Raw genomic sequence first — 16,966 nt, forward strand, 5'->3', positions numbered from 1 at the left:
TCTTCGAGCCGACTGTGGTGGGTGGCGTCACTGCTTCAATGCGCTTTGCGACCGAGGAAACCTTCGGCCCCGTCGCCCCGCTTTTTCGCTTCCGCGACGAGCGCGAGGCAATCACGGCGGCGAACGCTACCGAGTTCGGTCTCGCCGCCTACTTCTACAGCCGCGACATCGGCCGGATCTGGCGCGTGTCCGAGGCGCTCGAATACGGCATGGTCGGCATCAACACCGGCCTGATCTCAAATGAAGTCGCGCCTTTCGGCGGCGTCAAGCAATCCGGCCACGGTCGCGAAGGCTCGAAGTACGGCATCGAGGAATATCTCGAGATCAAGTACCTGTGCATGGGTGGTCTCTGAGCCATGCCGCTTCAGCAGTCGGCTACCGGTTTGCCGGTCGAATTTATCACTTCAAAACCGACGCCCAGCAGTCGTTCGACAGCAGTCCAGACGCCACCAGGGCGCCAGGCGTGAGTGGGTAAAGCCGCGTTGACACCCATAATACTGTTATGCAATCATACAATCACACTAATTTACCCATCCGCTGGGTCTCAAATTAAGGAGACAGAATGTCATCATCACCTCACGATCTTTCGCGAACGGAAACTGCTGGCGGTGCCCCGCGCGACCTGCAGGAACATATCGCCCGGCTGGAGGCAAAGGGGCTACTGATCCGCATCGAGCGGCCGATCAACAAGGATACGGAGCTGCACCCGCTGGCGCGCTGGCAGTTCCAGGGCGGGCTGCGCGAAGATCAGCGCCGCGCTTTCCTGTTCACCAATGTGGTCGGCAGCGACGGCCAGACGTATGACATCCCGGTGCTGATCGGCGGCCTTGCCGCCTCGCCGGAGATCTACGCCATTGGCCTCGGCCTGCCGGTCGAGCAGATCGGCCGTGCCTGGACGGACGCGATCGCCGAGCCGGTGCCGCCTGTCATGGTGACGCAGGCGCCCTGCCAGGAGGTGGTGATCAGTGGCGATGCGCTGAAGGAAAAAGGTCTGTCGCGCCTGCCGGTGCCGGTTTCCACACCCGGCTTCGACGCGGCGCCCTATCTCACCGCGACGCTCTGCGTGACCAGGGATCCCGAGAGCGGCGTCCAGAACATGGGCACCTACCGCGCCGCGCTGAAGTCGGAGAACCGGCTGGGTGTGCGCATGGCGAGCCGCCTGTCGGGAGCCGGCGGTTATCTCCATTGGGAGAAATATCGGGCCAAGGGCGAGCAGATGCCGTGTGCCATCGTGCTGGGCTGCGCGCCCGCCGTGTTGTTCACCGGGCCGCAGAAGCTCCAGATCGACCAGGACGAGATGGCCGTTGCCGGCGGCCTGATGCGCGCGCCGGTCGAGGTGGTCCGCTGTAAAACCATCGATCTCCTCGTTCCCGCCGATGCCGAAATCGTGATCGAAGGCCTGATCGACACCGATGCGCTGGAGCCCGAAGGCCCGTTCGGCGAAAGCCACGGCCACGTCGCGCTCGAAGACTACAACATGTCCATGCACGTCACCGCGATCACGATGAAGAAGAAGCCCGTCTTCGTCTCGATCATCAGCCAGGTGACGCCCAGCGAAAGCTCCGTGCTGAAGAAGGTGGCCTATGAGCCGTTGTTCCTCGACCATCTGCAGAAGGTGATGGGCGTGCGCGGCATCAAGCGGGTGGTGATGCATGAGCCGTTGACCAACCTGCGCAAGGTGCTCTTCCTCCAGTTTGCACGCGGCACGCAGCAGGCGGAGGTCTGGCGTGGCCTGCAAGGGGCCGCAACGCTCCAGGCGCAGTGCGGCAAGCTGGTCATCGCGGTCTCCGAGGATATCGACCCGGAAAACGCCGATGCCGTCTTCTGGTCGCTGGCTTATCGCTCCGACTTCACGCACGACGTGCATGTGACGCCTTATCGCACCAGCGGGCATGGTCCCAAGTCCGGCCGCGCGCCGCTCGAAAGTACGCTGCTGATCGACGCAACGCTGAAGCACGCGATGCCGCCGCTGGCGCTGCCGAAGGAGGAATACATGACCGCGGCACGCAAGATCTGGGAAGAACTGGATCTCCCCAGCCTGACGCCGCAGCCGCCATGGCATGGCTATCACCTGGGCGACTGGGACAAGCGCTGGGACGAGTATGCAGAAGCGGCTACCTCTGGCGGCTGGCGCGAGACGGGCGAGCGTACCTGGGCCAACCGGCGCGGCGGGGTGAAGCCGGAAACACCGGTGCGCGAAGCCTCGGGCGACCACGGCGAGTGAGCGCCAACGCGCCAGCCGCATGTAAGCAACCCCAGGAGCAGAGGCATCCGGAGACCGCCATGACCCAAAACAATACCGTCGATATCGCCCAAGTCGTCGAGACGCAGGAGCGCAGCTGGTTCACCGTGACCCTCTTCGTTCTGTGCGCCCTCGTCATGCTGGCGGACGGCTTCGACAACCAGGCTTTGAATTACGCCGCCCCCGGCATCATCAAGGAATGGGGCATCAACCGGGCCCTGATGACGCCCGTGTTCAACATCAGCATCGTCGGCTGGATGGCGGGTTCGGTCGTCTTCGCCATGCTGGCCGACCGCATCGGCCGGCGGCGCGCCATCCTGCTGGCTACCGCGCTGTTCGGCTGCTTCACTTTCGCGGTGCCCTTCGCCCACAATCTGGTCGAACTGTCGATCCTGCGCTTCTGCGCCGCGCTCGGCATTGGCGGCGGCATGCCGATGGCGGTCTCGCTGATCACGGACTATGCCCGTTCGGGTAAGCGGGGGCTGATCATTACCCTCCTCTATCTCGGCTACACCGCCGGCTCGTCCGGCGGCGGCCTTCTCGCGGCGGAGATCATCCCGGCGTATGGCTGGCGCTCGGTCTTCTATGTCGGTGGCGCCGGCGCCGTGGTGGCGGTCATCATCCTGTTTGCCGCCCTGCCTGAATCCATCCGCTACCTGATCCTGCGCAACCCCTCCAGCGAGCGCATCCTGGCTTATGCCCGCAAGCTCAAGCCCAGCGCGCAATTCGCGGACGACACGCGCTTTACCATCCAGGAGCAGGCGCACACGGGTGTGCCGGTGAGGCACCTCTTCACCGAGGGCCGTTCGGCCATGACCATCTTCCTGTGGCTGGCGCTTGGCCTGTCCTTCGTCACCCACTTCTTCCTGTCGCAGTGGATGACGACGCTGCTGACCGACGAAATCGGCTTCGCCAATGCGGCCCGCAGCCAGGCGCTGTTCCAGCTTGGTGCCGGCTTCAGCTGGTTCTTCGGGTGGATGATCGACAAGAAGGGCGTACGGGTGATGACGCTGACGATGATCCTCGGCGCCATTCCGGTGGCGGTCCTCGGGCTGGCCGTCGGTACCAGCGCCAGTCTCACCATGGCGATGGCGCTGGTCTCGGGTCTGCTGGTCCTGGGTGGGAATATCGGCCTCAATGCCATTTCGAGCATGATCTATCCGACCTTCATCCGCTCTACCGCGACCGGCGCGTCGTTCGCGGTAGCGCGCATTGGCGCCATCGTCGGCCCGCTGCTCGCCGGTATCCTGATCTCCATCGGAACGCCGATCGGAACGATCTTTCTTCTGGGTGCATTGCCGTTGCTCGCGGCCGGTGTTGCCTGCTTCATGCTCAACAGAACCATCACGCCGGAAGCCGCGCGAGAAATGTCCTTGCGCTCGGCGCTGTCGCGACACTAACGGGGTTCTTCCGAAGCCCAGGTCATGGTCAGGCAACCACTCGGTATTTTTCATGGACAGCGTCAATCTCGAAGTGCTGAAGGCGAGCGTTCGCTGGATCGAAAACGGCCGTCGCGTGCTGCTCGTCACCGTAGTCAAGACATGGGGCTCCTCGCCGCGGCCCGAAGGGGCGATGCTGGCGATCTGCGAAGACGGCTCGGTGCTCGGCTCGGTATCCGGCGGCTGCATCGAGGACGACCTGATCGACCGCGTGCGGCGGCTCGGCATCGAGCAGACGTGCCCGCAAGCCATGAAATACGGCATCTCGGCTGACGAGGCGCATCGTTTCGGATTGCCGTGCGGCGGCACGATCGAGCTGGTGCTCGAACCGCTGACGCGCGCGAGCGGCATCGACGATTTGTGTCGCCGGGTCGTGGCCGGTGAGCTCGTCGCGCGCTCGCTCGACATGGAAAGCGGTGTGGCGAAACTCGTCCCGGTGTACTCGACCGACGGCGTCGATTTCGACGGGCGTCGACTGCTGACCATTCACGGTCCGCGCTACCGGATGCTCGTGATCGGCGCCGGTCAGCTCTCCAGCTATCTTTGCCAGATCGCGCTCGGGCTGGACTATCAGGTGACCGTATGCGATCCGCGCGAGGAGTACACCGACGCTTGGCACGTGCCCGGTACGACGCTCGTGCGTACGATGCCGGACGACGCCGTGCTCGACATGAAGCTCGACGAGCGCTGCGCCGTGATTGCGCTGACGCACGATCCGAAGCTCGACGACCTCGCGTTGCTGGAGGCGCTACGAACGCCCGCGTTCTACGTCGGCGCGCTGGGTTCGCGCCGGAACAATGCCGCACGGCGCGAGCGGCTCGAAACGTATTTCGATCTCCGCAAAGAAGAACTCGCCCGGCTGCGTGGACCCGTCGGCATTTATATCGGCAGCCGGACGCCGCCAGAAATCGCGGTGTCGGTACTGGCCGAGGTGACTGCGATCAAGAACGGCGTGGCGTTGCCGGAGCAATTGCGGGTCGAAGAGGCAAAGGCCGCGCTTGATATCGCGGCCAATGAACAGACGAGCTGCGCCGTGGACTAGCGTCGCTGATTCAATGTTGTTGGCGAAGACCTCATGGGCAGCACTGGCATTGCGAAGCGGATCAGCATGTCGGGAGTCATCGGGTTGGTGCGTGCAGAAACGCTGCGCAGCCAGGTTGAAAATATGCTGCGGGACGCCATCGCAACAGGAACGTTTGCTCCGGGGGCGCGGCTGGTCGAACGCGACCTATGCGAACGCATGGGCGTCAGCCGGACTTCCGTGCGTGAGGCCCTCCGAAAGCTGGAAGCGGAAAAGCTCGTGCAGATCCTGCCGCACAAAGGGCCGATCGTCGCGACCATGACGAAACAAAAGGCCTGTGAAGTTTATCTGGTACGTGCTCTGCAGGAGGGCTTTGCCGCCCGTGAGTTTGCGCGGGTCGCCGATGACGCTGCGTTGAAGCAATTCGACGATGCCGTCGTGGCGTTACGCGTCAGCATACTGGCGCAGGACCGCAACAGCGTCTTGTCGGCGAAAACGCGCCTGTACAGCACGTTACTCGACAACTGCGGCAATGTGCTGATCGAGCAAACGCTCAACAGTCTCTACACGCGCATCATTCTGCTGCGGGTCACGACGCTCATGCAGCCGGACCGATTGTCGGCAAGCCCGTGCGAAATCGAGGAGCTGCAAAAATGCATCAAGGCGCGTGACGAGGACGGAGCTGAGCTGGCGGCGCGAACCCACGCCGGGAATGCGCGGATAACTGCGATGCGCTTTATCGAGGCTGAAGAGTCGTAGTAGTACGGCGCTCGCGCGCCGTAATGCATTTACTACACCGGTGCCACGACCGAGGTCGGATAAAGAAGCGTGTCCGACACGCAAGTCTTTCTTGCGAACAGGAATCTCTCGCCATCCTGAACGACGCGGTCGACATAGCGACCCGACATCACAATTTCTGTGCCCCGGTCAAGCATGGTCTGGACGACCAGGAAATTCGCCCCGATCTCATAGCCTCCCGCTACGACCTCGCGAACCGCGATGCCCGTCACGAAGTGCCGGAGCGATCGCGGTTGGGCAATGGTCGTTTCGACGGTCGTAAATGCACGGTCTTCGATCATCCCCTTTCCGTCGCAATAGATTATCGCGATGGGCAGGTTGCGGTCGTAGTTTTCCTTCGGCACGAGCCGGTAAACCGCATTGTCAGTAAACAACGAGGCCCAGATGCTGTAACGGCGTTCGTCGAGCGAGGCACTATAGGCGTTGTACAGGTCCGTGATGCCAAAGCGCGTTTCGACAGAAATTGCCGATGCGGCAGGATGAGCAGGCGCGTTCATAGTCCCATCAACTTGCGATAATGTTGATACAGGCCGCGAACAGCCACTTCGGTGATCGTGTGATCGTGGTCCTCGACGGTCCGGCCTGCCATCTCGGCAATGCCCACCCGTTCGTTGTAAGGCGTCGTGCCCTCTTGCGACATCACCATCACCTCGCTGTCGTCGGTCGAAACAAGGCCTGCCGGACCCATCAGGTTGGCCTGGCGAATCCGGTGCGCGCGCATTTCCGGCGTGTCGTCCGCGTAGCCAAAAAACGTCCAGTGCAGGTCGTGTTGTCCCGGGCCATGCGGCACGATCTGGCGCATCGCCAGCGTGTTCGACTGTTGCTGAAGAATCAGGTTGGGCCAGACAGTGCTCATCACCGCCGTCACATCGCCGGGAAACTCCCGGATCAAGTCGAGCACCCGCGTGTCCTTGAGCTTCATATCGTCGCGCAGGGTCTGGCCCATTTCGCGTGCGGCTTCAGCTTCCAGTTCGCCCGCGCGCCGGTTGACCATCGCACAATGCCGTCCAGTGTCGTCCATTTCGATCGCCGATTTCGCATCCATGCGGAACAGGCCGAAGGTGACGAAGAACACATGCAGCAGGCTCGCGTGGTACGGATCCTTGAGATTCTCGAACATGAGCTTCCAGTTGCCGTCGATCCGTTGCCGCATATAGCCGAGCAATTCGAGCCGGCGCCCATCGAACACGCGATCGAAATACTGGAGCATGTTGGGACCCATGTAGTCTTCGAACGATTCGACGCTGGCGTCGAACGATGCGAAGACCGCACCGTTGCGGACCGTGACGACCAGCGGGCGTGCGCGATGTTCGCCGACGTCGAAGTCTTTTGGCATGCCGCCCTTGCCCCTGTATCCGCGCTTGAAAGGCAGCCCGGTGACGTTGCCCTTCAGGTCGTAGCTCCAGTGGTGGTAAGGGCAGGTAAACGACTTGGCGTTACCGGAATCGCTCTGGCAGAAAGCGACGCCGCGATGCGCGCAGCTATTGGCGAAAGCGTTGACACTGCCGTCGGTGTCGCGCACGACGACGATCGGCATGTCCCCGACAAAGCTGCGCTTGTAGTCGCCGGCGTTCGGGATCTCGCATTCAAGTGCTACGTATGACCAGTTCGGCCCCAGAAAGATGCACTCCTTCTCAAGACGATAGACTTCCGGATCGCTATAGACCCAGAACGGGATGCGCGAGTTTCCTTCTTCGGGCCACGTGCGGTCCACGTTGGCCACCGTGGCACACGGCGGTGCGGGCCGGTCGACATGTTTGATTTCGATCTGCATACTTCATCTCCATTAATTCAGGACTACTTTTATATATCGTGAAACGGTATATCGATTGTCGAATGGGCGGTGTCTGGACGGTCGACTGGCTTCCAGAGCGGGACGACGCGTGCTTCGATCTTCACGTCGAATCAGGCGGTCACCAGACTCTTCAAGGGGCGGCCAGGGTCGCCAAGCACGCCGCAATCGACGATCTGCCGCGCGTCCATGATCTGTTTGACGATACGGCGTTCACGTCCCGCATTCATCAACACGGCGCCGTGCAGGCGGCCGCGGCGCACGAAGAACGCACACCACGACGGCGCCGCGGTGTCGCCCCGCATCACGATGTCATCGTCCGGCTCGCAACCACCGAGGATCTGGATGTTTTGATCGTATTGATCGGTCCAGAACCAGGGCGCTGCGTCGCCGCTTACAGGCACACCGAGGATCGTGCATGCCACAGCCTGCGCTTGCATTTCGGCGTTTTCCCATGATTCGAGGCGAACGGCCATCACAGACCACCGTTCACGCTGCCGGGCGACATCCCCGACCGCATAGATGCCCGCTACCGAGGTACGTGCATGCGCATCGACAAGCACACCGTCTGCACATTCGATGCCCGCCACTTTTGCAAGTTCGTCATTGGCGAGCGCCCCCACAGCGACGACGACAGTGTCTGCGGGTATCGTCGTGCCGTCTTCCAGCACGATGGCGCTGACCGATCCCTGGCCTTCGATTGCCTTGATACGAGCATTCGTTCGGATATCGACACCATGCGAACGGTGCAGCTCAGCGAGGCGCTCACCGAGAAATCCGCCGAGAATCCGGCCGAGCAGCACCGCTGCGCTCTCGACGACCGTCACCGCGCAGCCCCGCTTGATGGCTGCCGCGGCGATCTCGAGACCCAAAAAACCACCGCCGAGTATTACGATCCGCGCGTCCGGTGTCAGGCGCGCGGAAAGTCGTGTACTGTCCTGCGCCGTGCGAAGTGTCAGCACACCGTCCAGCTCCGCGCCAAGGATAGCGAGCCGCCGCGCCCGCACGCCCGTCGCCAGCACGAGATGGTCATAGACGAGCCGCGAGGCATCCGCAAACACGATCTGTCGCGAGGCCGGCTCGATCGCGCTCACGCGTGTACCCACGCGCACATCGATTTCATGTTTTGCGTAGTAGTCCGATGGAAAAATGACAGTACCCGAAAGCGGCGCCCCGCCAAGGATATTTTTGGATAAAGGTGGTCGCTCGTAAGGCAGCTCGGCTTCGTCGCCGATCAGTACGATCTCGTCCGTGCTTCCCTGCTTGCGCAGCGACGCTGCTGTGCGGGCGCCACTCTGGCCCGCGCCGACGATGATGATTCGCTGTTTCATGCCATGGCGTGAATTCATTGAGGCTTCAATCCAGGTCCACGAGGACATCGTCGCCTTCCACGCGCACAGCGAAAGTCTTGATATTGGTGTCGACCGGGCCCGAGACCGGGTTGCCGGTGCGCACGTCGAATACGCCCTGGTGCAGGGGGCACTCGATCTTGCCATCCTCAAGATATCCGTCCGACAGGCAGGCCTGCGCGTGAGTGCAGATATCATGTGTAGCGAAGAATTCGTTGTCGAGGTTGTAGAGCGCCAGCGGGATGTTGTCGACCCGACAGGCTTTCACTGCGCCCGGTTCTACGTCAGTAACCCGAGCGATTACTTTCCATGACATGGTATTGCTCCTCCAGATATTTTTTGCAAATTGCGCACGGACTTCCGCCGGAAACACTCGGCCGAGGTCGACGCGTCGGATGCCGATCAACGGAATTGTGTACTTGGGGGGTGCACGTGTGTCACTATTTCATTGAGCTAGCGTTCGCGATCGACGAATTCATTGCGAGCGTAACCATGCTGCACGGGACCGGAGTAAGTCCTGAAGCGCCAACTCTGGTCGACAGGAAACCTCAATGCGTTTTGATTTGACCGATCTTCGATTGTTTGCCGCTGTGGCTGCCTGCGGCAATCTCACCAAGGCAGCGGAGAGTTTGCCCATCGCGGTTGCCGCTGCGAGTTCGCGGATCAAGAGCCTCGAGGAATCAGTGGACGCGCGGTTGTTGGTGCGCCGCAGCCGCGGTGTCGAGCTCACGCCTGCGGGCGAAGTCTTTTTGACAAGGACGATCGCGATCCTGCGCGAGACAGCCAGACTGCGCCAGGACTTGTCCCAGTTCGGCGAGGGGACGCGCGGGAATATTCGCTTGTTCGCCAACACCAACGCGATTCACGAATACTTGCCCTCGCTGCTGCCGCGCTTCCTGGTAGAAAACCCGAAGATCAACGTGGAAATCGAAGAACACACGAGTCCGGAGACCGTGCGGGCAGTAGACGAAGGTCTCGCCGACCTGGGAATCATCGTCGGGCTGGTGAACACGCGACGCCTCGAGGTCGTGCCGTTTCGCGAAGACAGACTCGTCGTGATTGTGCCCAATGGCCATCCGCTGACGCACGCGGAGGCGGTACGCTTCTATCAGGTCCTCGAGTGGAATTACATCGGGCTCAACGAGCGGACATCGCATCAGCAATACATTTCGAAGACCGCCCTGTTGCTGGGGCAAACAATCCAGTTTCGCATCCAGGTCGAGAGCTTCGAGGGCGTGTGCCATATGGTGGCAGCAGGTGTGGGCGTGTCGCTGGTGCCCGAATCAACAACGCGCCGGCTCAGTGGCACACTGCCGTTTTCGATCGTACCGCTCGACGAGCAGTGGTCCAAGCGGGAGTTGCAACTCGTCTGCAGGTCGTCGCAACGGCTGGCGCCGCACGTCAGAAAACTTTTCGAGGCACTTGTGCCGGTGCGCCACCCAGGGTAAAACAGCACGTCAGAAGGACGCGCTCACTCCCGCGGCGGCGACCAGGTTCGTGATCGAGAGGGTATTTTGCAGTTGACTGCAGCCCGGTTGTTGCCCTCCAGTTTCTCCGCTCGGTGAGCCCCATCTTCGACGAGCTTCTCGTTGACAACTTCGCTTATGTAATATTAGTTAGATATGCGATTTATATGAAAATTTCGCTTGCTTCCATATCCACCGAAAGCGGGATGCGCTCCGTGCAAACGTATGCGTTATCGTAGTCGGAAAGCTTTCTCGTGACCTACTCCACCGACGTCAGACAGCGCCCCAATCCCCTTCATCCATCCCACCTTTGAATGGTCTAGCGCCTCCGATCGGCAGTTGCACACATCCGGGCATACGCGGGTAAAGCGACCGCCGTTCTGTTGTCGACAAAACGCCGAGGGTGATTTTGCAATGCCGAACAGTTACTTCGGACCCGCACAACCCTATTCGCCTGTGCCTGTCCGACGCCTTTTCGGCCTTAGCCGACATTGGGGTGGGTCGGGTTCTACGTCAGCAATGGCGGATTGCTGACAGTGGCGGCATCGTTCAGATGGCAAGGGTGGTCCGGACTTCTCCTCTTCCACCGCTAAAATTCACATTGCTTAGCGGCCAAATTCTTGCGGCGTGACAGAAGACGTCTTGTTCAATCAGCGCGTCGAAAACTGCGACCGCGAGATGACGCGATTTGATTGGCAGGTGACACACCGGCAAGGAAACAGTTGGAGTTCACATCCGCATCCCTTGCGCCGAACTCGCCCAGGCTGCTTACACCCACTCTGCTTTGCCGAAGGTGCGCGCGATGGCCAAGCCGATGCCGCGCGTACCGCCGGTGATCAGTGTCACTTTGCCGTAGAGGCGGAATTTTTCAGGGGTCGCGGTGAGTCTCGTGAGGTGGTTGGGAAGTCGACTACTTGACGACGCCCTTCGGCGCACGGCCGGCACTCAGCCCGACGGCGAGGATCAGGATCAACCCGAAGACGATCTGCTGCGCCATTGCGTCGACGCCGACGAAGGTCATGCCAGTGCGCACGACAGCGATCAACATCGTGCCGACCAAAGTACGCATTACGCCGCCGCTGCCGCCGGTCAGCGCAGTGCCCCCGAGCACCACAGCGGCAATGGCGGGCAACAGGAACTCATTGGCAATGGTGGGTGAACCGCTCGACAGCCGTCCCGCCAGCACGACGCCCGACAGCGCCGCGAAGAGGCCCGACAGCGTGAACACCATCAGTTTGATCTGCGTGACCTTGATGCCCGAGACACGGGCGGCTGGCTCGCTGCACCCCACCGCCTTCATAGCCTTGCCGAAGGGTGTGGCCTGCTCGAGCGTCAACGCGATCAGCAGCACCACGAGCGAGACCCAGATCTCGTCGGGGAGGCCGGCTGTTTTGCCGATCGCCCAACCGAGCACGTTGTCCCGGACCTCGCCGACAATCTCGATCGAACGGTCGCCGGAGATGTAGCGCGCGACCGTGACGACGATGCCACCCACCGCCAGGGTTGCTATGAAGCTCGGAATGCGCAGCCGGCCATGCACGAAGCCAGAGAGAAGTCCGAACGCCGCTCCGGCCGCCAGCGCCACGCCGATGCCGGCAAAGCCGTAGCGGGGGATCAGCAAGGCGAGCACGATGGACGACACCGCAGCCACCGCTTGCATCGAGAGGTCAATGCTGCCGATGTAGACCACGTAGGTCATGCCTATCGCCATCAGGAACAAGGTCGCCGAGTCGGCGATCAGGCCGATGAGCGTCGCCGGATCGAGGAAACGATGGTCGTAAGCGCCGATGGCAAGGATGGTCACGCCGAGCGCGAGCCAGGGAAGATAGGGGCCCAGTTGCTTGATACGGTTCATCGGTCACACCATGTGGGCGATAAGATCAAGCGGGGTCGGCCGCTCGGTGCCGTTGTTATCGAAACATGCTGTCCGCTTGCCATCTTTCATCACCACGATGGTGTGCGCCAGGCCGAGCGCTTCTTCGAGCGTGTCGCCGATCAGGATGACCGAGCAGCCATCAGCGCACAGATCGCGGATCAGGCTATAGACGTCCTGCTTCGCACCAACGTCGAGACCGCGGGTCGGGTGGTCGAGCAGGAAGATGCGGGCGCCGGCGTTCGCCCACTTGGCGAGCACCACCTTTTGCTGGTTGCCACCCGACAGATGTGCGCAGAGGGCCAGGCCGTCGGGTGTTCTGATGCGCATCTTCTCGATCAGGTGGGTCGTCGCCGCGGCGATCTGCCTAAAACTCAACAAGCCCATTCGACTCATGCCGCGCAGGTTGGCGAGACAGATGTTCTCGCGCACGTTCATCTCCTCAACGATGCCTTCAATCTTGCGCTCGCGTGGAACGTAGCCCAGGCCCATGGCAACGGAGCGGCTCGGGGACCCCGAGGTGATGTCCTGCTTGCCGCAGATGATCGTGCCCTGCTGCGCATGTTCGAGCCCGAACACGCTGCGAATCAGCGGCTCCGCTCCGCAGCCTTCAGTACCCACCAGCGCAAGCACCTCACCGGCATGCAGATCGAGGTCAATGGACGTGTACGAATGCGTCTTCGAAAGGCTGCGCGTGGAGAGCGCCAGGTCGCTCGAAAACGCCCGCCGGTCCTCTTCCTTATAGTAGGAAGCGTGTGCCTCGCTTCCGACCATCAGGCGATGGATGCGTCCCGGCGTGGCGTCGGCTTTCGGCATTTCCTCGACCACCACGCCGTCCTTGAGCACGTAAATGCGGTCAGAGATCTCGATCACCTCGTCGAGCCGGTGCGACACGAAGATGATGCCGGCACGCTGGCCAAGCTGTCGGATGACGCCGAACAGCACGTCGATCTCGCCCTGCTCCAGGACCGACGTCGGTTCGTCGAGCAGGATACAAAGGTTGCCGTCGACCGCTTCCTCAAGCGTCAGGACCTTGGCCAGCTCAACCATCTGCCGGTGCATGAAACCAAGCTCGGACGTGGTCATGCGCGGGTCGATGTCGAGGCCGACCTTCTGCAACTGCTTCGTCGCAGCCGCGCTCATGGCGCGCCAGTCCAGACGCCCCAGACGCGTAAATTGTCTTTCGTTGCCGAGGAAGATGTTCTCGGCCACCGAGAGGTTGGGTATAAGCGACTGTTCCTGAAACACCATCCCGATGCCGAGCGCAGCAGCATGGCGCGGGCCGTTGATGGTGGTCGTGTGTCCATTGATGTGAATGCTGCCGCTGTCCGGCTGGTGCACGCCGTTGAGAATTTTCATCAACGTCGACTTGCCGGCCCCGTTCTCGCCAACCAGGCCGATCACTTCGCCCAAGCCGACATTCACCGTCACGCCTTTAAGCACTTCAACCTTGCCGAAACGCTTGCTGATCTGGTTCAGTTCGAGCATCTCGATCCCCTCACTTGACGACGACGAAGGACCGAACCGGCGCGTTCACGAGCACCGCCGCGATAATCGCTGCGCCGAGCACGCCCTGCTGAATGAAGGTCGGCAACCCGAGAATGATCATCCCGTTGTTCAGCACCATGACGATCAGCACGCCGATCACCGTGCTGAAGACCCCGCCCCTGCCGCCGCTCAGCGACGTACCGCCAACGACGACTGCGCTGATGGCGGTGAAGAGCTGCCCATTACCGATAAGGGCGCTCCCGGCGCCGAGCCGGGCGCAGGCCAGCACCGCGCCGACGCCAAAAAACACGCCGGACAGTGTGAATGCAAGCACGCGCACTCGCTTGACTCGCACGCCGGACACGGCCGCGAGGTCTTCGCCGCCACCGAGCGCCATCACATGGCGGCCGAGGCGCATATGGTTCTGGATGACCCATGCGACGGCGAGCATCAGCAGCGCAATGTAGATCGACAGGGGCACGCCCAACATGCGATGCAGCGACAGCCCGCGTATGTTCTGGTCGAGAATCGAGACGCGTTCACCGCCGAGCAGCACCGTGGCCACACCGATTCCGACAAAGCCCATGCCGAGGCTCGCCATGAAGGACGGCACTCTCAGGTAGACATGCACCAGACCGACAACCGCACCGAAGGCCCCGGCGGCCACGAGTGCGAGCGGCACGGCTAGCAGGCCTAGTTCGAGCCCTTTGCCCGACGAGTTGGCGACAAGCGCCGTGAGCACCGACGCGGTGAACGCCATCGAACCTTCGATCGACAGATCGATCGAGCCCATCAGAATGATGAAGGTCACGCCGAGCGCGAGAACCAGCGGTGCAGAGGCCGCTGCTGCAATGCGGACCAGATTGTCGAGCGAGAGGAAGCGCGGGTCGACCAATGAGATCAGCAGGCAGAGGCCTACCAGCACGAGCGTGGGCGTGGCTCGCGTGAGCCAGGTTTTGGAGGCAGGCATCGAGCGTCTTCTATTCCACTGAGGGGAGGCGGGATGCGCCGGCGTTCAGCGGCGCACAAATCAAGGCCGCGTCAGGTGATCGGGCCGGAGATCTTGCCCCAGAGATCGTTCCAGTCGATCGCCGGCGTCTTGTCGATGTTGTTCTTCCAGAACTCCTGCACGTCGCGCTGCGTGATCAGGACGCCGGTGCCGTAAAACTCGCGATGGCTCTTCGGTTCTTTCGACGGCGTGATTTTGCCCGTTGCCGCGTGGTAGCCGAGCGACAGTGCCATGCCGCCGATCCACCTCGGATTCCAGTCCACAGTGGCCGCCATCTCTTTGTTTTTGATCGCCGTTACCGCGTCTTTTGTGCCGTCGATGCCGGTGACCTGGACCTTGCCGGCCAAGCCTTCGGCGCGCAGCGCTTCAAGGGCGCCGATGGCCATGCCGTCGTTCGCGGCCCAGATTCCCTTGATCTTGTCGCCGAAGCGCGTGACCCAGGCGCCGACGATATTGTTCGCCTTGGTCGAATCCCAATCGGCGTCCTGGAAGTCGAGCAACTGGACCTTGCCGTTGGTCGCTTTGATTGCGTTCATGAGGCCCGCCTTGCGCTGGATGGCGGGCGCGTTCGACGGAATACCGCCCAGCGCGACGATGCCGCCGGCACCGCCGAAGCTGTCGAACAGCGCCTTCGCAGTCTGCTCACCCGCAGGTACGCCGTTGAAGGACAAATGCGCCACGTAATGTTCGCCGAAGTCCCACGGATGCAGGTCGGCCGGCTTGTTCCAGACCGTCACGACGTAGCCGCCGGCCTTGGCCACGGATTCGACGATCGGACGAGCGTCGGGCGAATCGTTGGGGTCCACGCCAAGCACGAGTTTGCCGCCGGTCTTGGCCAGGAGCGCCCTGATATCGGCGATGCCTTTCTCGCTGTTGCCTTCAGTGACCAGCGTGACGTACGGCAGGCCCACGGTTTTGGAGTATGCCTCGGCGCCCTGATTCCAGGTCGCGTGAAACGCATTGGACAACGAACGAATCGAGCTTGCCAGCGAATAGTCCGTCGCGGCAAATGCGTTTCGCATCAGGCCTCCCGGCATCACCGCATAGCCTACGCCCAGCGCCGATGCAATCAGGAAGCGGCGGCGATCACGAATCGCTGTCTCGATCAGGTCAATGCTGGAAGTCATGGCAAGTCTCCTTTAGTTCGCGGCGCCGACGCCCCGCTTATCGGCTCATCCATCATTCTTTTGAGATGGCAGCAAACCTTAAATCAATTGATTTAATCTAGTCAACGGGATTCAGTCATAGGCCGGGAAAACACTGGTTGCTTACTGAACGTTTCAAGCGGTGTCCGGGAATAGGCTTCCCGTGGCCGCGCCGGGCGAACGCCAGCGCACCACTGCTTTGCAGCATCTCTGAGAAACTGATTGTCAGCTAACGGGCGCCCGGCTTATGTGATGGTGTAACCGCCATCAACCATCATGTTCGCCCCGTTTATCATGGCGGCTTCCGTGCTAGCCAAATACATTATTGCTGAGGCTATTTCGAAAGGCTTCGCAAACCGGCGGGTCGGAATGGCGGCGCGGGCGCGCTCTCCCACCTCGCCCGCCCATCCGCTCAGCCCTAGCTCAGTCTCGACTACCGTTGGTGAAATAGCATTCACTGTGAGCCCCATCGGTGCCCATTCGAGGGCCATACAATTAGTCATCCCGATAATTCCTGCTTTGCTTGCGCAATAGGCGAGATGACCCTTGATGCCGATAACAGCGGCTTGGGACGCCAGGTTAATGATCCTTCCGCTTTTGCGTGCGAGCATGCTTGGCGCGAACGCTCGCGCGACCAGAAACGGTCCCGTCAGATTAACGGCAATCGTTTTGTCCCATGTCTCCAAAGGGAACGTTTCCGCCGGTGCAAGGGGTCCGATACCGGCGTTATTGACCAACACGTCAACGTGACCAAATCGCGTCAGAATTGCGTTCGCAGCAGCGGTTACGGACGCGTCATCACTCACATCGACAATCCAGCCGGCATGTTTTGATCCCAGGCCTGCCGCCACTTCTGTCACCGACGGAGAGTGGTCAATGAGTGCCAACGTGGCACCCGCTTCTGCGAAGAGTTCAGCGGTCTTGCGTCCGATTCCGGCCGCGGCACCCGTGATTACGACGACAGCATTGGTAAAGTCATAAGTAGTGTTCGACTTAAAGACCATGATGGGTTCCTGGATCGTGCGTTTATGTAGTTGCCCGGTCGATCAGATTCGACCGGTGCGCCGCGCTTGCCGCGTGGAATTGGCGACGTCAGCTCATCCAGTTTCCCCCATCCACGTTGAGTGTCTGGGCGGTAATGTAATCCGCGTCCGCCGACGCGAGGAACACGGCGGCGCCCGTCAACTCAGACGGACGACCCATACGGCCCAAGGGCACGGCTTCTCCGACAAGACGCTTCTTCTCGCCAAGCGGACGATTTTCGTAGCGCGCGAAAAGTGCATCAACGTCCTTCCACATCGGTGTATCAATCACGCCCGGTGCAATGCCATTCACATTGATGTG

16 protein-coding genes are annotated in these 16,966 nt (G+C 61.4%); 6 read left to right on the forward strand and 10 right to left on the reverse strand.

The annotated features are described in order from the left end of the window. The 5 genes from JWR14_RS19940 to JWR14_RS19960 all read left to right on the forward strand — a co-directional run. The coding region (locus JWR14_RS19940; protein ID WP_299710141.1) for an aldehyde dehydrogenase family protein at positions 1-353 on the forward strand (353 nt) is incomplete at its 5' end. Positions 354-562: 209 nt separating this feature from the next. Then, the gene (locus tag JWR14_RS19945) at positions 563-2,224 is read left to right on the forward strand and encodes a UbiD family decarboxylase (RefSeq protein ID WP_299710143.1); all 1,662 of its coding nucleotides are present in this window, start codon (positions 563-565) and stop codon (positions 2,222-2,224) included. A 59-nt stretch (positions 2,225-2,283) separates the two neighbouring features. Continuing rightward, a complete protein-coding gene (locus JWR14_RS19950) occupies positions 2,284-3,642 on the forward strand; it encodes an MFS transporter (protein WP_299710145.1) in 1,359 nt (452 codons plus the stop codon). A 52-nt stretch (positions 3,643-3,694) separates the two neighbouring features. Beyond that, positions 3,695-4,723 (forward strand): XdhC family protein, encoded by a 1,029-nt coding sequence (locus JWR14_RS19955; RefSeq protein WP_299710147.1) that lies wholly within the window; start codon positions 3,695-3,697, stop codon positions 4,721-4,723. A gap of 33 nt (positions 4,724-4,756) precedes the next feature. Further along, complete coding sequence (locus JWR14_RS19960; RefSeq protein ID WP_366144573.1) at positions 4,757-5,461, forward strand: GntR family transcriptional regulator; 705 nt, start codon at positions 4,757-4,759, stop codon at positions 5,459-5,461. A gap of 32 nt (positions 5,462-5,493) precedes the next feature. Here the strand turns inward: JWR14_RS19960 and JWR14_RS19965 are convergent, their stop codons facing one another. The 4 genes from JWR14_RS19965 to JWR14_RS19980 form a co-directional block, all read right to left on the reverse strand. Continuing rightward, positions 5,494-5,997, reverse strand: a complete 504-nt coding sequence (locus JWR14_RS19965; RefSeq protein WP_299710149.1) for an aromatic-ring-hydroxylating dioxygenase subunit beta — start codon at positions 5,995-5,997, stop codon at positions 5,494-5,496. Further along, complete coding sequence (locus tag JWR14_RS19970; protein ID WP_299710151.1) at positions 5,994-7,274, reverse strand: aromatic ring-hydroxylating dioxygenase subunit alpha; 1,281 nt, start codon at positions 7,272-7,274, stop codon at positions 5,994-5,996. Before JWR14_RS19970 ends, JWR14_RS19965 begins: the two co-directional genes overlap by 4 nt. A gap of 131 nt (positions 7,275-7,405) precedes the next feature. Continuing rightward, positions 7,406-8,641, reverse strand: a complete 1,236-nt coding sequence (locus tag JWR14_RS19975) for an FAD-dependent oxidoreductase (RefSeq protein WP_299710153.1) — start codon at positions 8,639-8,641, stop codon at positions 7,406-7,408. A gap of 7 nt (positions 8,642-8,648) precedes the next feature. Next, the gene (locus JWR14_RS19980; RefSeq protein WP_299710155.1) at positions 8,649-8,957 is read right to left on the reverse strand and encodes a non-heme iron oxygenase ferredoxin subunit; all 309 of its coding nucleotides are present in this window, start codon (positions 8,955-8,957) and stop codon (positions 8,649-8,651) included. Positions 8,958-9,192: 235 nt separating this feature from the next. Between JWR14_RS19980 and JWR14_RS19985 the strand changes: the two genes are divergently transcribed. Then, positions 9,193-10,089: a LysR family transcriptional regulator gene (locus JWR14_RS19985; RefSeq protein ID WP_299710157.1), complete on the forward strand. Its 897-nt coding sequence runs from the start codon at positions 9,193-9,195 to the stop codon at positions 10,087-10,089. A gap of 928 nt (positions 10,090-11,017) precedes the next feature. Here the strand turns inward: JWR14_RS19985 and JWR14_RS19990 are convergent. From JWR14_RS19990 to JWR14_RS20015, 6 genes are all read right to left on the reverse strand, one after another. Then, positions 11,018-11,962, reverse strand: coding sequence for an ABC transporter permease (locus tag JWR14_RS19990; protein ID WP_299710159.1), 945 nt, complete (start codon positions 11,960-11,962; stop codon positions 11,018-11,020). 3 nt (positions 11,963-11,965) lie between these two features. Beyond that, positions 11,966-13,468, reverse strand: coding sequence for a sugar ABC transporter ATP-binding protein (locus tag JWR14_RS19995; protein ID WP_299710161.1), 1,503 nt, complete (start codon positions 13,466-13,468; stop codon positions 11,966-11,968). A gap of 10 nt (positions 13,469-13,478) precedes the next feature. Then, on the reverse strand, positions 13,479-14,438 hold the full coding sequence (locus tag JWR14_RS20000) for an ABC transporter permease (protein WP_299710163.1): 960 nt from the start codon (positions 14,436-14,438) through the stop codon (positions 13,479-13,481). 71 nt (positions 14,439-14,509) lie between these two features. Next, positions 14,510-15,514, reverse strand: a complete 1,005-nt coding sequence (locus tag JWR14_RS20005) for a sugar ABC transporter substrate-binding protein (RefSeq protein WP_299710166.1) — start codon at positions 15,512-15,514, stop codon at positions 14,510-14,512. A gap of 353 nt (positions 15,515-15,867) precedes the next feature. Further along, the gene (locus tag JWR14_RS20010) at positions 15,868-16,626 is read right to left on the reverse strand and encodes a GolD/DthD family dehydrogenase (protein WP_299710168.1); all 759 of its coding nucleotides are present in this window, start codon (positions 16,624-16,626) and stop codon (positions 15,868-15,870) included. An 88-nt stretch (positions 16,627-16,714) separates the two neighbouring features. After that, positions 16,715-16,966: SDR family oxidoreductase (locus JWR14_RS20015; RefSeq protein ID WP_299710171.1), on the reverse strand; the 252-nt coding region annotated here is incomplete at its 5' end.

Origin of the sequence: Caballeronia sp., from assembly GCF_028292365.1 — a bacterium.
Lineage (GTDB): Bacteria > Pseudomonadota > Gammaproteobacteria > Burkholderiales > Burkholderiaceae > Caballeronia.

What these genes read in the sequence shown, in the direction of transcription:
- JWR14_RS19955 (WP_299710147.1), top strand. Translation starts at nt 3,695, where the DNA reads ATGGACAGCGTCAATCTCGAAGTGCTGAAGGCGAGCGTTCGCTGGATC.
- JWR14_RS19945 (WP_299710143.1), top strand. Translation starts at nt 563, where the DNA reads ATGTCATCATCACCTCACGATCTTTCGCGAACGGAAACTGCTGGCGGT.
- JWR14_RS19950 (WP_299710145.1), top strand. Translation starts at nt 2,284, where the DNA reads ATGACCCAAAACAATACCGTCGATATCGCCCAAGTCGTCGAGACGCAG.
- JWR14_RS20005 (WP_299710166.1), bottom strand. Translation starts at nt 15,514, where the DNA reads ATGCCGGGAGGCCTGATGCGAAACGCATTTGCCGCGACGGACTATTCG.
- JWR14_RS19975 (WP_299710153.1), bottom strand. Translation starts at nt 8,641, where the DNA reads ATGAATTCACGCCATGGCATGAAACAGCGAATCATCATCGTCGGCGCG.
- JWR14_RS20000 (WP_299710163.1), bottom strand. Translation starts at nt 14,438, where the DNA reads ATGCCTGCCTCCAAAACCTGGCTCACGCGAGCCACGCCCACGCTCGTG.
- JWR14_RS19980 (WP_299710155.1), bottom strand. Translation starts at nt 8,957, where the DNA reads ATGTCATGGAAAGTAATCGCTCGGGTTACTGACGTAGAACCGGGCGCA.
- JWR14_RS19995 (WP_299710161.1), bottom strand. Translation starts at nt 13,468, where the DNA reads ATGCTCGAACTGAACCAGATCAGCAAGCGTTTCGGCAAGGTTGAAGTG.
- JWR14_RS19990 (WP_299710159.1), bottom strand. Translation starts at nt 11,962, where the DNA reads ATGAACCGTATCAAGCAACTGGGCCCCTATCTTCCCTGGCTCGCGCTC.
- JWR14_RS19985 (WP_299710157.1), top strand. Translation starts at nt 9,193, where the DNA reads ATGCGTTTTGATTTGACCGATCTTCGATTGTTTGCCGCTGTGGCTGCC.
- JWR14_RS20010 (WP_299710168.1), bottom strand. Translation starts at nt 16,626, where the DNA reads ATGGTCTTTAAGTCGAACACTACTTATGACTTTACCAATGCTGTCGTC.
- JWR14_RS19965 (WP_299710149.1), bottom strand. Translation starts at nt 5,997, where the DNA reads ATGAACGCGCCTGCTCATCCTGCCGCATCGGCAATTTCTGTCGAAACG.
- JWR14_RS19970 (WP_299710151.1), bottom strand. Translation starts at nt 7,274, where the DNA reads ATGCAGATCGAAATCAAACATGTCGACCGGCCCGCACCGCCGTGTGCC.
- JWR14_RS19960 (WP_366144573.1), top strand. Translation starts at nt 4,757, where the DNA reads ATGGGCAGCACTGGCATTGCGAAGCGGATCAGCATGTCGGGAGTCATC.